Genomic DNA, 14,390 nt, shown 5'->3' with positions numbered 1-14,390 from the left:
TGATGAAGTTTATCGCGAGTTCCGCACGAACAGGAGGCCACTTAATGTGGCCTCCGTCGTGAGCAGGACTGTAGAGCAGGAAACTTCATCAGTGCCCGCCCCACGGGAAACCGGCGGGATAGACCGGTTTGGATGGGGCTTTGATGCATGGGTGGTCTGTTGGTGGGCAAATGGGTATCATACTGTGGTTATTGCATCGACTCTGCGATGCATGTTTGTACGTTCCCGGCGGTCGGTTTGCCAGAAGCGCCCCGTCGGTTGTTCCAGACCCGTTTCGAAGAAAGGAAACCACACTAACCTATGGCAGCTAAAAAATCATCTCCCTTGAAGATCATCCCGCTTGGCGGCCTTGACAGCATCGGCAAGAACATGACGGTCTTCGAGTGCGGCGACGACATGGTGCTCGTCGACGCTGGCCTCATGTTCCCGGATGACTCCCAGCCCGGTATCGACCTGGTGCTTCCCGACTACACCTATGTTCTTGAGAACGAGGAGAAGCTCCGCGGCATCATCGTCACCCACGGCCACGAGGACCACACCGGTTCGCTTCCGTATCTGCTGCAGGACCTCAACAATAAGGTGCCCATCTTCTCGAGCAAGCTGACGCTTGGCTTTATCGAGGGCAAGCTTTCTGAGTTCCGCATCCGCGCACCCAAGTTCCGCGAGGTCAAGGACGGCAGCCATGTCAACCTCGGCGGCATCTCGCTCGACTTCTTCTCGATGACGCACTCCATCCCCGGCGCTCTGGGCGTGTTCATCCGCACCAATCAAGGCACCGTTATGCACACCGGCGACTTTAAGCTCGACCAGACGCCCATCGACGGCGTCACTCCCGACTATGCCGCTATCAGCCGCTTTGCCAAGCAGGGCATCGACCTGCTTCTGTCCGACTCCACCAACGCTACGGTCCCCGGCTTTACCAAGTCCGAGGCCGAGGTTGGCCCCAATCTGCTGCATGCCATCAAGAATGCTCCGGGCCGCGTGTTCGTTGCGTCATTCTCGAGCCACATCCATCGTCTGCAGCAGATCTGCGACGCCGCCCGCAAGTGCGGCCGTAAGGTCGTCGTGACCGGTCGTTCCATGCTCACCAACACCCGCGTGGCACGCGAGCTGGGCTACCTCAACATCGATGATGCCGATATCATCGATGCCTTCGATATCGATAACCTGCCTGACGACAAGATCGTCGTCATGTGCACTGGTTCGCAGGGCGAGCCGCTGTCGGCTCTGTCCCGCATGGCCAATGGCGAGCACAAGACGCTCTCCATTCACGAGGGCGATACCGTTATCCTCTCGGCAACTCCCGTTCCTGGCAACGAGAAGGCCGTCCAGCAGGTCGTCAACAGCCTGGCCAAGCTCGGCTGCGACGTGTGGGATAAGAACCGCGCTCTCGTCCACGTCTCGGGTCACGGTAGCCAGGAGGAGCTCAAGCTCCTGATGGCCATGGCCAAGCCCACGTACTTTATGCCGGTTCACGGTGAGGCCGTGCATCTTCGCGCCCATGCCCAGCTGGCCCGCAAGATGGGCATCAAGGACGATCATATCTTTATCCTCGATAACGGCGACACGCTCGAGATGCGCGGTGGTATCGTCAAGCGCGGCACGCCCGTCGAGTCCGGCGTCGTCTACGTCGACGGTCTGCGCATCGGCGATACCGACCCCATCGTCCTGCGCGATCGCCAGAAGCTCGCCAACGACGGTATGGTTACGGCTGTCGCCATCGTCTCGCTCAAGCACAAGAAGATCGAGGCCATCGAGTTCTCGGGCCGCGGCGTTTCGTTTGCCATCGACGACCAGTTCTCCGAGGATGCCTCCGCGTCCATCATGAAGACGATCGAGAAGGGCAAGTTCAGCTTTACCAGCAGCGGTTCCGACGCCATTCGCAAGGCCGTGCGCGACTCGCTCTCCAACTTTATCTGGAGCCGTACGCGCACTCGCCCGATGATCATCCCGGTCGTCATGGAGGTTTAGTTTGGCGCGCGGATCTGCACAAAACGCCAAAGGCAATAAGGCCAACAACCAACCGGCATCTGCTAAGGGTGCCGGTTCCCATCTTCGTGCCAATAAGGGCCATGAGGCAGACTTCGACGATTTTGAGCCCTTGGTCGAGCCTTCGGCCAATCGCGATATCGCCGGTGTGGTCATCGCCGTTTTGGCGATCGCGTCCTTCATTGCCGTGATCTCTCCGGCAACAGCGCCCGTGACGGCTGCGGTTGCCGGTTTCTACCACCTGGGCTTTGGTCTGGGCGCCTACGTGCTGCCGATCGTCATCTTGCTGTTTGCCGCCACGCTCTTTTTGGGTGAGGACTCGCCGCTCAACGTGCGCTCTGTTGCGGGCGGCGCCTTGGTCTTTATCGCCGTCGTCTCCATTCTTTCGCTGATGGTGCCGGGCACGAGCGATTCGTGCGACCTTATGTTTACGCCGCAGAACCTTTCCGTGTCGGGCGGCTACATTGGCGCCTTTATCGCAAGTGCCTTGCAAAACGCCCTGGGTAAACCTATCGCCATGGTTGTCTTGCTGGGGCTTGTCGTCGTTGGTTTGGTCATTATCGGCTTTTCGGTGGGTGGCGTTTTGCGCTCCGCACGCGATCGCGCTGCCGATTTTGCCGAGCGTCGACGTGCCGATGTCAATGCGAGCCCGTGGGGCGATGAAGAGGCCCTGTCTGTTCCCGGCGTCGCTCGTCCGCACCTGAGCATTCTGCGCCAGAAGGGGACTGACGCCGCGGTGACCACGGTCATGGGTGGCGATGTCGACCCGGTTTTGGATGACGACGAGGACGATGACCCATTTGTCGACGTATCCGAGTCGGTTGAAGCCGAGCGCGCCAAGACCACGCTGCTGCCGCGCCGCCATGCCAAGAAGGGCAAGGCTGCGCCCAAGCTCAACACAAGCGAGCCCGACCCGTCTTGGTCCGATAGCGAGATTGAGCTCACCGAGGGTGACGACGAGGACGACGAGGCTCCGCTCGAGACCGCCAAGACAACCTTGCTGCCGCGTCGCCACGCCAAGCGCGGGCAGGTCACTGGACAGCTTTCGATGGAGGACGATCCGGACAAGGTTGACGAGTCCGAGCCGCCGTTTGCCGTGAACCCTGTTTCGGCCGCACCTCAGATTCCCGACTTCTTAAAGCATCCCAAGGTTGCCGATGCGCCTGCCACGAGTGCTATCGAATCGGCTGCGGCTCGTGATGGGGGAGTGGACGACGGCGCCGCAGATAACGAGGGCGAAGAGGAGGACGGCCTCAAGCTTCCGCCGCTCGAAATCCTGCATGCCAACCCGCAGTCGGCTTCCGCCGCGTCTTCGGACAAGGAGCTGGAGCAGACCGCTGAGTCACTGCAATCCACCTTGCTTGAGTTTGGCCGCAGTGCCCGCGTGGTCGGCTGGATCGCCGGCCCCACGGTGACGACCTTTAAGCTGCAGCCCGGTGAGGGCGAGCGTGTGAGCAAAATCTCGAGCCTCGAGGACGATATCGCGCTTTCGCTCGCTGCCCAGTCGGTGCGTATCTTTGCCCCGATCCCCGGCACCTCGCTCGTGGGCATCGAGATTCCCAACCGCAAGCGCCAGAACGTCAATCTGGGCGACGTGCTGCCCTATGTGAAGGGCGGTCCGCTCGAGCTCGCCATCGGCCGCGACGCCGAGGGCACGCCGGTTGTCGCCGACCTCGCCAAGATGCCTCACCTGTTGATTGCCGGTACGACCGGTTCTGGTAAGTCGGTGATGATCAACTCCATCATCACGACCTTGCTCATGCGCGCCCTTCCCGAGGACGTTCGCCTGATTATGGTCGACCCCAAGCGCGTCGAGCTTGCGGGCTATAACGGTCTTCCGCATCTCTATGTGCCCGTGGTGACCGAGCCTAAGCAGGCCGCGAGCGCTCTGCAATGGGCTGTGTCCGAGATGGAGCGTCGCCTGAAGGTCTTCGAGCGTCTCAACGTGCGTAAGATCTCGACCTACAACGAAAAGCAGGCTGCTGGCGAGTTTGAGCATTACGACAACCCGCCGCAAAAGATGCCCTACCTGGTCATTATCATTGACGAGCTCTCTGACCTGATGATGGTCGCCGGTAAGGATGTCGAGGCCTCGATCGTGCGTATTGCACAGCTGGGCCGTGCCGCCGGTATTCACCTTATCGTTGCCACGCAGCGCCCCAGCTCCAACGTGGTGACGGGCCTTATCAAGGCCAACATCACCAACCGCATCGCCTTTAACGTCGCCACGGGCATCGACTCGCGCGTCATCATCGACCAGATGGGTGCCGAGAAGCTCACCGGTTTGGGCGACATGCTGTTCTCCAAGGTCGACTGGGGCAAGCCCCGCCGTATCCAGGGCTGCTTTGTCTCGGACGACGAAATCAACGAGATTGTCGAGTTCGTCAAGTCGCAGAGCGAGCCCGACTACCACGAGGAGATTCTGTCCGCCGTGGCGCCCGCTTCCATGTCCATGGCTGGTGGCGGCATTGTCCGCACCGGAGTCGCCGAGCCGCAAGACGATGATCCGCTCATTTGGGAAGCCGCCCATATTGTGGTGGAATCGCAGCTGGGCTCCACATCTGGCCTGCAACGCCGCCTGAAGGTTGGCTATGCGCGTGCCGGGCGTATTATGGACATGCTGGAAGAAAAGGGTGTCGTCGGCCCGCCCGACGGTTCCAAGCCGCGCGAGGTCCTGTTGGACGAGGAAGGGCTTGCCGCGCTGGAATCTGTCGACGCCGAGATGGCACGTGAAGATCGTGAGTTTGGAGGATTCTGATGGCTGCACGCTTTGGTGACATGCTGCTCGAGCAGCGTCGCCGAATGGGCCTTTCCATTCAGCAGGTCGCCAACACCATCAAAATCAGGCCGCAGATCATCGAGTTTTTCGAGACCGGTAACTTTGCTTCGATGCCGCCGCGCGGCTATGCGCAGGGCATGATTTCGAGCTATGCTCGTTTTTTGGGCCTCAATCCGCGCGAGGTCGTCAATGCCTACTTTGACGAACTGATGGCATACGAACGCGAGACGTCGCAGCAGGGCGGTCGTTTCCAGGACGCCGCCGGCTACGTCAATTCGCGTTCCTCTGTCGATAACGGGCGCTTCCTGATGGTTCAGGGCGGTCGTTCGACTCGCTATGGACAGCGTCCTCAGCAGGCCGGTTATATTACCGAGACGGGTTCGGGCGAGGAGATTCGCTCGCAGCGTGACCGGTTCCGCAGTACGCCGATGCCCGAGGACCGTGCACTTCCCGCTGCCCGCGGCGTGGCGCGTGACCCTCGTGCCGGCTACGGCGACGGCGGCTATTCCGATCGCGGTCACCGTGGTATCTCTGCCGGTCGTGCTCGCGGCGGCTATGCGGACGCCGATACCACGCAGGTGACGCCGCGTCTTCGCTCTCAATCACAGCCGTATGGCCAGCGCTCTTCGGCTCCGCGTGCGGGCCAGCGTGGCTATCAAGGCCGCGGTGAACTTGCGCCCCGATCGGGTCAGCGCAGCCTTCAGGGCCAGGGTGGCTATCGCGGCCGTTCCGATAGCCATCGTGGCCGTATGCCTCAGGGAGGCGGCCGCAGCAGTTCCAGTCGTGGACGCGGCGGTTCCCGTGCTCCTCAAAACAACGGGCTCGATCCGCGTATCGTCTACGCCGGTATCGGTGCCGTGGCGTTGCTGCTGATCGTGCTCATCGTGGTACTTCTGCGCGGCTGCGCATCTTCGACGCCCGAGACCACGCCCGAGACGCCCACTGCTACCAAGACGACGACCAAGAAGTCTTCTAAGAAGACCGAAATCGTCGACGAGGATGAGGACACCGATGAGGCGACGGATGAGTCGACCGATTCGGACGCCACCAAGACGACGGCTAAAAAGGAAGAAAACGAGGTAACGAAGGTCAAGGTCTCCGTTGCCAAGGGAAAGACCGCCTGGATTGAGGTCAAGGTCGATGGCAAGTCGGTCTATGGCGCCCAGGCGACTGGCCCCTTTGAGCAGGAGTACACGCCTGAGTCCTCGATCGAGATCACCACGTCCAAGCCTTCCGATGTCACCGTTACCAAGAACGGCGAAAAGGTCCGTTACGATACCAAGACCTCGGGCGTGGCGCGTGTGACGATCACCGTTCCCAAGAAGGAGACGACTGGTTCCGAGAATGGTGAAAGTTCTGATGGTACCGACACCACCGATGGTACCGATGCCCAGTCCACGGATGGCGCCGATACCGCAACTGACGGCCAGACGTCCACCGATTCTACCGACTATTCGTACGATAGCTACTAAGTCGCTCGTACGCGAAAGGAAACATCATGGCTAAAGATTCCAGCTTCGACGTCGTGTCCGAGGTCAACATGCAAGAGGTCGACAACGCCTTCCAGCAAACCACGCGCGAGATTTCCCAGCGCTATGACCTGAAGGATTCCGGCGCCACGATCGAGCTTTCGAAGGGCGACAAGCTCTTTACGATCAACGCCCCGGCCGACTTTGTCTCCAAGCAGATTATCGACGTGCTGAGCTCCAAGCTCATCAAGCGCGGCATCGACCTCAAGGCTGTCTCGTGGGATGCTCCGCAGGCGGCATCGGGCGGCACCGTGCGCGTGCTCGGCCATATCGTCGAGGGTATCGACCAGGCGACCGCCAAGAAGATCAACAAGGACATCAAGGACCAAAAGCTCAAGGTCAAGGTGACTATCGAGGCCGATAAGCTGCGTGTTTCCTCTGCTTCGAAGGACGCGTTGCAGACCGTGATCCAGTTCCTGCGCGACCAGGACTACGGCCAGCCGCTGCAGTTCACCAACTACCGCTAATATCATTCGAAAGGACTGCTCTCCAACATGGATACACCGTTGGGCTCCGTGCTCTACATCACCCTCGGGTGCGCTAAGAACGAGGTTGACACCGACCGCATGCGTTCTCTTTTGACCGCCGCGGGCTACGAGGAGGCATTCGACCCACAGGATGCCGATATCGCCATCGTCAATACATGCTCGTTCCTCGCCTCCGCAACGTCCGAGAGCATCGAGACCACGCTCGAGCTCGCCAACGAGGTTCAGGACGGCGTTCGTTCTTGTCCCATCGTCATGTGCGGCTGTGTGCCGTCGCGCTATGGCGACGACCTGCCTGACGAGCTGCCCGAGGTCGCTGCCTTTGTGAAGGCCGACGAGGAGGACGGCGTCGTGGCGGTCATCGATGGCGTGCTGGGTGTCGAGCGTGAGATCGCTGCCTATATTCCGCAAGTCAAGCGCACTGTCGAGGGCGCCGTTGCTTACGTCAAGATTTCCGATGGCTGCAACCGCTTCTGCAGCTTCTGCATGATCCCGTATATCCGCGGTCGTTATCACTCGCGCAATGCCGAGAGCATTATCTCCGAGGTACGCGACCTGGTTGCCGGCGGTGTGCGCGAGATCGTGCTGATCGGCCAGGACACGGGTATTTGGGGCACCGACTTTGCCGACGAAGACGCCACCGATGGCTCGCCGCGCAATCTGGCGCAGCTGCTGCATGCCGTCGCCGAGGCCGTGCGCCCGCACAACGTCTGGGTCCGCGTGCTCTATCTGCAGCCCGAGGGCATGACCGACGAGCTTATCGATACGATTCGCGATATGCCCGAGGTGCTGCCCTATATCGATATCCCCGTGCAGCACTGCGACGCGCGCATCCTCAAGGCTATGCGCCGTTCTGGTTCGCGCCAGGAGCTCGAGGACCTGTTCCGCGATCTGCGTGAGCGTATCCCCGGCATCGTGATCCGTTCCACGGCCATGGTCGGCTTCCCGACCGAGACCGACGACGAGTTCCGCGACCTTATCGACTTTATGGACACCGTCGGCTTTGACTACACGAGTGTCTTTGCCTACTCGCAGGAGGAGGGCAGCCTGGCCGCTAAGATGGAGGGTCAGGTCGATGAGGAGGTCAAGCTCGAGCGCGCCCAGGAGGCCATGGACCTGGCCGAGTCGCTCGGTTTTGCCGCCACCGCCGCACATGTGGGCGAGCGCGCCCAGGTGATTGTCGACGGCATCGAGGAGACCGAGGACGGCGCCGAGCTGATCGGCCATGCTTGGTTCCAGGCGCCCGATTCGGATGGCGCGGTGCACTTGGACGCCAGTGAGGCGTCCGTGGGCGATATTCTGACGGTCGAGTTTACCGATAGCTTCTGCTATGAGCTTATCGGCCATGTTGTGGAGTAGGAGAGCATCGTGGCAAACGAGAGCAATAAGGAACTGACGAGTGTTTGGACGCCCGCCAACATCGTGACGTGCGTTCGCATCGTCTTTATCCCGGTGTTCATGATCGTGTCGGCGCTTTCTCACACGAGTGTTGCCGGTACAGATTGGAGCACCTTCGACGGCCCGCTCGCCGCCGCTGCCTTCATTCTGTATGTGATCCTGTCGTGCACCGATAAGGTCGACGGTTATCTGGCGCGTTCGCGCAATGAGATTACCGACTTCGGTAAATTCTTGGACCCCATTGCCGATAAGCTGCTGGTGTTCTCGGCTCTGCTGCTGTTCTTGGATTTTGGCGCTGTGACCGTGTGGTCCGTGTTCATTATCCTGTTCCGTGAGCTTCTGGTGAGCGCCCTTCGCATGGTCGCGAGTGCCGCCGGCGTGGTCGTTGCCGCCGATAAGCTTGGCAAGTACAAGACGGCGACCACGATGGTCTCCATCTGCGGTTACCTGTGCGTCTTTGCTATGGCCGGCTTGCACCTTGGCCCGCTGGCGCTGACGCTCGGCATCTACTCGGTGTCGCGCTTCCTGTACGCCGTTGCCGTTGTCCTGACCGTTATCTCGGGCGCCCAGTACTTCTGGAACTGCCGCAAGATCGTCTTTTCGGTCTAGGTTCTGGTGGGTATGACGGACTCTTTTGAGCAGATCTCCGCACATAACGAGGAGCTGGCGCGTCATATTGTCGAGCGCGCGAGCGCTCGGGGCGTGACGGTTTCGACGGCTGAGTCGCTGACAGCAGGTATGATCGCCTCGACGATTGCCGATATCCCGGGCGCCTCGGCGGTGCTGCGTGGCGGTGCGGTGACCTACTGCGATGAGATCAAGCATCGCGTTTTGGGTGTTGATCAGGAGACGCTCGACCGCTATACCGCGGTGTCGCATCAGACCGCGCGCGAGATGGCGGCGGGTTCGCTGGAGCTGTACCAGAGCGATATTGCAGTGAGCGCAACGGGTTATGCCGGCCCCGGCGGCGGCACTGAGGACGATCCGGCTGGCACTTTCTATATTGGCTGGGCGTATCGCGCGGCTGATGGGGAAGTGCCGGTCGTGGACTCTGTGCGCTGCCACTATGAGGGCGACCGTTCGTGTGTTCGTGCCCATGCGGTCGCGGAGGCATTGGGACGCATTGCCCTTGTGCTCAACTCTATGGAATAGACGTGTTTTAAGGGGCCTTCGGGCCCCTTAATTGTGGAGATAGGGACCCCTGACGAATTTAGCGTTTGCGCTGGTCATAGGTGTATTTTTGCCTTTCTTGTTCTTATTTGCCCCTTTGTGGTCAAGCATTTGGTCAGTGTTTGGTCGGCGTTTGGTTGGGTTTTGGAAAGACTGCCTGCATATGATTGGCCTGAACGGTTGACCACGAACAGCCGTTCGTTTATTATCGATGCAGGTTGTTAAGAGGAGGGCTATTCATGGCCAAGAATTCAGGTCCCGTACGTACCGTTCATGCTCGCACGACGGGTAAAGAGCGCGATGAGATGATCGCCACCACCAAGGCCGAGATCGAGAAGAAGTTCGGTCAAGGCTCCATCATGAGGTATGGTGACGGCGGCCCCGAGCTTGAGGTTGAGGCCATCCCCACGGGCGCTCTGGCACTCGATGCCGCTCTGGGTATCGGCGGTGTGCCGCGCGGCCGTATCGTCGAGATTTACGGTCCTGAGTCCTCCGGTAAGACGACGCTTTCGCTCGAGATCCTGGCCGAAGCCCAGGCAATGGGTGGCGTGGTGGCATTTATCGATGCCGAGCACGCGCTCGATCCCACGTATGCCGCGCGCATTGGCGTGGATATCGACGAGGTACTGATTTCCCAGCCTGATACGGGTGAGCAGGCGCTCGAGATTGTTGACATGCTCGTGCGTTCCGGCGCCATCGATGCCATCGTCGTCGACTCCGTCGCCGCGCTGACCCCGCGTGCCGAGATCGAGGGAGAGATCGGCGATACCACGGTCGGATTGCAAGCTCGTCTGATGAGTCAGGCGCTCCGCAAGCTCGCCGGCTCGCTGTCCAAGTCCAACACGACATGCATCTTCATTAACCAGCTGCGAGAGAAGATCGGCGTCATGTTCGGCAACCCTGAGACCACGACGGGCGGCCGCGCCCTTAAGTTCTTCTCTTCGGTGCGTATCGACATTCGCCGCATCGACAGCATTAAGCTTAAGGATGAGGTTATCGGTAACCGCGTGCGCGCCAAGGTCGTTAAGAACAAGGTGGCAGCTCCGTTCCGTTCTGCTGAGTTCGACATCATGTACGGTACGGGCATCTCTAAGGAGGGCTCGATTCTGGACATGGCTGTCGAGTGCGGCATTTGCAAGAAGATGGGCTCCTGGTTTGCCTATGGCGAGGACAAGCTCGGCAACGGTCGCGAGGCCGCCAAGGCGTTCCTGCGCGAACACCCCGATTGCGCCGACGAGATTGAGCATAAGGTCCGCCTTGCCTGCGGGCTTGAGTTTGATGACGATGCTCCGTCCGAGGTCGAGCTGACCGATCAGCCTGCGCCTGAGGAGTTTGACGAGCTTTACGCCATCGATGGTTCCGCCATGCTCGATGATGACGACGAGTAGCGGTTACGCTCATGTCGTATACGGTGACCGAGGCCACGGTTGTCCTTCCCGATAAGAAGGCGGCCTCCTCGTTCTCGAGCGGGTATGCGTCCAAAAAGCCTTGCGCACATATCGATTGTGAGCTTGAGGGCGGTTTTGAGCGGTCCATTTGGATTCCCGTGCGGGTCGCGCGCCTGTATGTCAAAAATCGCCCCGATCTTCCCTGTGATTGGGATAACTTTCGTGAAGCGGTGCAGCTCATCGAGCGTAAATGTGCACTTACCATGGTGACCGAGATGCTATCGCGACGCGACCATGCGACGGGTGAGGTCCGTGACAAGTTGGCACGCTACGGCTTTCGCCAGCCCGCGATCGATTTCGCCGTCGAGCGCGCCACCGAGTATCGCTTTTTAGACGAGAACCGCTTTTGCTCGTACTTTATCGAGGAACGCAAGCGGCGCGGTTGGGGACAGCGTAAAATCGAGACCGAGCTCAAGCGCCGTCATGTCGTGCTCGATGACATTCCCGGTTATCCCGAGGATTATTTTGCCGTCGAAGACGATTTGGCGCGTGCGTCAGCCCTGCTCGCCAAGCGGCGTGTTCCAGAGACGCGCGGATTCGAAAAACTGGTTCGGTTTTTGATGGGCAAGGGCTTCTCGTATCACATCGCCGCCGATGCCGTTAAGGCACGTCTCGATGCCGAACGTGAGGAATGTGCGGTTTAGGCGTATGCGTTTTGTGGCCCTGCCGTTCACCGCGTTTTAGCCGCCGTGCTGGGGCCATTTATTTGACAGTTGTTGTGGTTCAACGTACGATAAACACTGTCATTTGCTTTGTGATATGTGCTCATCTGTGATGAGTTTGTTTATATGTTTATCTGTATCCGACCCGCATAAGCTGCGCCCATATTACTCAAATGTCGCGAGCCGTTCGTAAGGACGGTTCGCTTTGTTGTGTAACGAATCCATAAAAAGGAGTGAGCATGCCTATCATCGCAGCGCTCGTTGGCATCATTTTGGGTGCCATCGCCGCCATTGCCTACATGCGCACCGCCAAGCAGGGTAGTCTTCACGAGGCCGACGAAAAAATCCAGTCGGCACACGCACAGGCTGAGTCCCTGATCGGTGATGCTAAGCGTCAGGCCGAGACCCTCAAAAAAGAGGCTCTGCTCGAGGCTAAAGAGGAGATCATCAAGAACAAGCAGGCCGCTGAGGCCGAGGACAAGCAGCGTAAGAACGAGATTCGTACGCTCGAGAACCGCGTGATGCAGCGCGAGGAATCTCTCGATCGCCGCAACGACGCTCTCGACAAGCGCGAGCATCAGCTGTCCAGCCAGGCCGGTCAGGTCGAGAAGCGCTCCCGTGAGCTCGAGGAGCTCTGCGCAAAGCAGACCTCCGAGCTCGAGCGTATCGCCGACCTTACCCGCGAGGACGCGCACAAGGAGCTCCTTGATAAGGTTCGCGGCGAGGTCACCCACGAGGCCGCCACGATCATTCGCGAGTCTGAGCAGCAGGTTCGCGCCGAGTGCCACAAGACCGCCCAGGAGATTCTGTCTCTGGCGATTCAGCGCTGCGCTGCCGATCACACTGCCGAGGTCACCGTTACCTCCGTGCACATTCCCTCTGATGACCTCAAAGGCCGTATCATCGGTCGCGAGGGTCGCAACATCCGGACCTTCGAGCAGGTTTCCGGCGTCAACCTCGTGATCGACGACACGCCCGAGACCGTCGTTCTTTCGAGCTTCGACCCGGTCCGTCGTGAGACCGCCCGCGTCGCCCTCGAGAACCTCATCGCCGACGGCCGCATTCACCCTGCCCGTATCGAGGAGATGTATCACAAGGCCGCCGACCTGGTTCAGCAGCGCGTGCGCGAGGCTGGCGAGCAGGCTGCCTTCGATACCGGCATCCACGATCTGCACCCCGAGATCGTCAAGACCCTTGGTGCCCTGCGCTACCGTACCTCGTTTGGTCAGAACGTGCTTCAGCATTCCCTCGAGGTCTCTGATCTGTGCGGCGTGATGGCTTCCGAGCTTGGCCTGGACGTTGTGACCGCCAAGCGCGCCGGCCTGCTTCATGACCTGGGCAAGGCAATCGACCACGACGTCGAGGGCCCGCATGCCGTCATCGGCGCCGAGCTTGCCCGCCGTTATGGCGAGAAGCCCGTTATCGTCCACGCTATTGAGGCTCACCATGCCGATGTCGACCCCAACACGGTGCTCGATGTCCTGGTGCAGGCCGCCGATGCTGTCTCTGCCTCTCGCCCCGGTGCCCGTCGCGAGTCTGCCGAGAACTACATCAAGCGTCTTGAGAAGCTTGAGGAGATCGCCAACTCCCATGACGGCGTCGAACGTACCTATGCCATGCAGGCCGGTCGCGAGGTCCACGTCATGGTCCAGCCGGACAAGATTTCCGATGCCCAGTCCACGGTTCTGGCTCACGATATCGCCCATCAGATCGAGGAAGAGATGGAGTATCCCGGTCAGGTGCGCGTCGTCGTGATTCGCGAGAGCCGCGCTGTCGATATCGCTAAATAACATGAGCGACGCGAACGAGCTCATCTCATTTATCGCGTCGATGTCGGGGGAGGGCAACCTTCGCGTCGAGGAGAACCTTGGCGAGGGGTATGTCCGCCTCCGCGTTTCGGAGGCCGAGCGGCGCCAGGCTAAGCACGACATTCAGCATGTCGAGGACATCGTCATCGAAATGCTCCGTAATGCTCGCGATGCCGGCGCCGACAAGGTCTATCTCGCCACGACCAAGGAAGATGGCGTCCGCACGCTTGTCTTTCTGGATAACGGTTCTGGCGTTCCGCAGGATATGCAAGAGCGAATCTTTGATGCCCGCGTTACCTCCAAGCTCGAGAGTATGAAGATGGACCGTTGGGGCGTTCACGGTCGTGGCATGGCATTGTTTTCGATTAAGCAGAACGCCGACGAGGCCCGTGTGGTCACGTCCGGCGTCGATCTTGGTTCAGCCTTCAAGGTGAGCGTTGCGGCCGACCGCCTCAGTGAGCGTGCCGATCAGTCCAGCTGGCCCCAGGCCGTCAAGGATGAGGACGGACGTTATGTCTGCGCTCGCGGTCCACATAATATTATTCGCGCTGCTTGTGAGTTTGCGCTCGAGGAGTTGCGTGGTTGCGATGTCTATCTCGGTTCTCCGTCTGAGATTGCCGCGACCCTTTATGCTCAAGCGTCAAGTCGGCTCGATACGTCTCGTCTCCTGTTCATTGATGACGAGAGCGAGCTTCCGGTTGTCGATCGTTTAGGCCTTGCTTCTGATGCCGAGGACTTTATCCGTATTTGTTCGGGTTTGGGTCTTGAGATGTCCGAGCGCACGGCCCATCGCATTTTGGCAGGGCAGATTAAGCCCGTTCGCGGTGTGACCGCGCGTCTGCTGCGCGAGCGTGATTCGTCCTCGCATGCGCCGACTCCTGTCGATCTCGCGAAGGATCGTCGCGGGCTACGTATTGCCAAGGATGACATGGCACAGTTTTCGCGCGCTGTGGAACGCGACTTTAATGACCTTGCCGCCCGGTACTATCTCAACCTTTGCGGCGACCCAAAGATCCGTGTTTCGCGTGATCGAATCACCGTGACCTTTGATCTTGCCAAAGAGGAATAGTGCCTTTACCGAGTCCACTCGGTACGATACAGTTGTTGCAGTTAAAACGTACT

General features: G+C 59.8%; 11 protein-coding genes. All 11 read left to right on the top strand.

All coding sequences use genetic code 11. The annotated features are described in order from the left end of the window. Positions 1 to 300 precede the first annotated feature (300 nt). Positions 301 to 1,971: a ribonuclease J gene (locus tag DXD56_RS02600; RefSeq protein WP_117639882.1), complete on the top strand. Its 1,671-nt coding sequence runs from the start codon at positions 301 to 303 to the stop codon at positions 1,969 to 1,971. 1 nt (position 1,972) lies between these two features. Then, positions 1,973 to 4,747 carry a DNA translocase FtsK gene (locus DXD56_RS02595; protein WP_233524908.1) on the top strand — a complete coding sequence of 925 codons (2,775 nt, stop codon included), beginning with the start codon at positions 1,973 to 1,975 and terminating at the stop codon, positions 4,745 to 4,747. Beyond that, complete coding sequence (locus DXD56_RS02590; RefSeq protein WP_117639880.1) at positions 4,747 to 6,240, top strand: helix-turn-helix transcriptional regulator; 1,494 nt, start codon at positions 4,747 to 4,749, stop codon at positions 6,238 to 6,240. Before DXD56_RS02595 ends, DXD56_RS02590 begins: the two co-directional genes overlap by 1 nt. A gap of 26 nt (positions 6,241 to 6,266) precedes the next feature. Further along, complete coding sequence (locus DXD56_RS02585) at positions 6,267 to 6,764, top strand: YajQ family cyclic di-GMP-binding protein (RefSeq protein ID WP_022094699.1); 498 nt, start codon at positions 6,267 to 6,269, stop codon at positions 6,762 to 6,764. Positions 6,765 to 6,791: 27 nt separating this feature from the next. Further along, complete coding sequence (rimO, locus tag DXD56_RS02580) at positions 6,792 to 8,141, top strand: 30S ribosomal protein S12 methylthiotransferase RimO (protein ID WP_117639878.1); 1,350 nt, start codon at positions 6,792 to 6,794, stop codon at positions 8,139 to 8,141. A gap of 99 nt (positions 8,142 to 8,240) precedes the next feature. Then, a complete protein-coding gene (gene pgsA, locus DXD56_RS02575) occupies positions 8,241 to 8,789 on the top strand; it encodes a CDP-diacylglycerol--glycerol-3-phosphate 3-phosphatidyltransferase (protein ID WP_231500751.1) in 549 nt (182 codons plus the stop codon). Between the two features lie 12 nt (positions 8,790 to 8,801). Further along, a complete protein-coding gene (locus tag DXD56_RS02570) occupies positions 8,802 to 9,332 on the top strand; it encodes a CinA family protein (protein WP_117639874.1) in 531 nt (176 codons plus the stop codon). A 257-nt stretch (positions 9,333 to 9,589) separates the two neighbouring features. After that, complete coding sequence (gene recA, locus DXD56_RS02565; RefSeq protein WP_022094695.1) at positions 9,590 to 10,738, top strand: recombinase RecA; 1,149 nt, start codon at positions 9,590 to 9,592, stop codon at positions 10,736 to 10,738. A gap of 11 nt (positions 10,739 to 10,749) precedes the next feature. After that, positions 10,750 to 11,442, top strand: coding sequence for a regulatory protein RecX (locus DXD56_RS02560; RefSeq protein ID WP_117639872.1), 693 nt, complete (start codon positions 10,750 to 10,752; stop codon positions 11,440 to 11,442). Between the two features lie 257 nt (positions 11,443 to 11,699). Further along, the gene (gene rny / locus DXD56_RS02555) at positions 11,700 to 13,250 is read left to right on the top strand and encodes a ribonuclease Y (protein WP_117629182.1); all 1,551 of its coding nucleotides are present in this window, start codon (positions 11,700 to 11,702) and stop codon (positions 13,248 to 13,250) included. A 1-nt stretch (position 13,251) separates the two neighbouring features. Then, positions 13,252 to 14,337: an ATP-binding protein gene (locus tag DXD56_RS02550; RefSeq protein ID WP_117639870.1), complete on the top strand. Its 1,086-nt coding sequence runs from the start codon at positions 13,252 to 13,254 to the stop codon at positions 14,335 to 14,337. Positions 14,338 to 14,390: the final 53 nt, after the last annotated feature.

Origin of the sequence: Collinsella sp. TM06-3 (assembly GCF_003436395.1) — a bacterium.
In the GTDB taxonomy this organism is placed as follows: Bacteria; Actinomycetota; Coriobacteriia; order Coriobacteriales; family Coriobacteriaceae; genus Collinsella.
Note: the sequence above shows the minus strand (reverse complement) of the source record. Positions and strands in the feature narration are given on the sequence as shown.

What these genes read in the sequence shown, in the direction of transcription:
- DXD56_RS02600 (WP_117639882.1), top strand. Translation starts at nt 301, where the DNA reads ATGGCAGCTAAAAAATCATCTCCCTTGAAGATCATCCCGCTTGGCGGC.
- DXD56_RS02590 (WP_117639880.1), top strand. Translation starts at nt 4,747, where the DNA reads ATGGCTGCACGCTTTGGTGACATGCTGCTCGAGCAGCGTCGCCGAATG.
- DXD56_RS02585 (WP_022094699.1), top strand. Translation starts at nt 6,267, where the DNA reads ATGGCTAAAGATTCCAGCTTCGACGTCGTGTCCGAGGTCAACATGCAA.
- rimO (WP_117639878.1), top strand. Translation starts at nt 6,792, where the DNA reads ATGGATACACCGTTGGGCTCCGTGCTCTACATCACCCTCGGGTGCGCT.
- pgsA (WP_231500751.1), top strand. Translation starts at nt 8,241, where the DNA reads ATGATCGTGTCGGCGCTTTCTCACACGAGTGTTGCCGGTACAGATTGG.
- DXD56_RS02570 (WP_117639874.1), top strand. Translation starts at nt 8,802, where the DNA reads ATGACGGACTCTTTTGAGCAGATCTCCGCACATAACGAGGAGCTGGCG.
- recA (WP_022094695.1), top strand. Translation starts at nt 9,590, where the DNA reads ATGGCCAAGAATTCAGGTCCCGTACGTACCGTTCATGCTCGCACGACG.
- DXD56_RS02560 (WP_117639872.1), top strand. Translation starts at nt 10,750, where the DNA reads ATGTCGTATACGGTGACCGAGGCCACGGTTGTCCTTCCCGATAAGAAG.
- rny (WP_117629182.1), top strand. Translation starts at nt 11,700, where the DNA reads ATGCCTATCATCGCAGCGCTCGTTGGCATCATTTTGGGTGCCATCGCC.
- DXD56_RS02550 (WP_117639870.1), top strand. Translation starts at nt 13,252, where the DNA reads ATGAGCGACGCGAACGAGCTCATCTCATTTATCGCGTCGATGTCGGGG.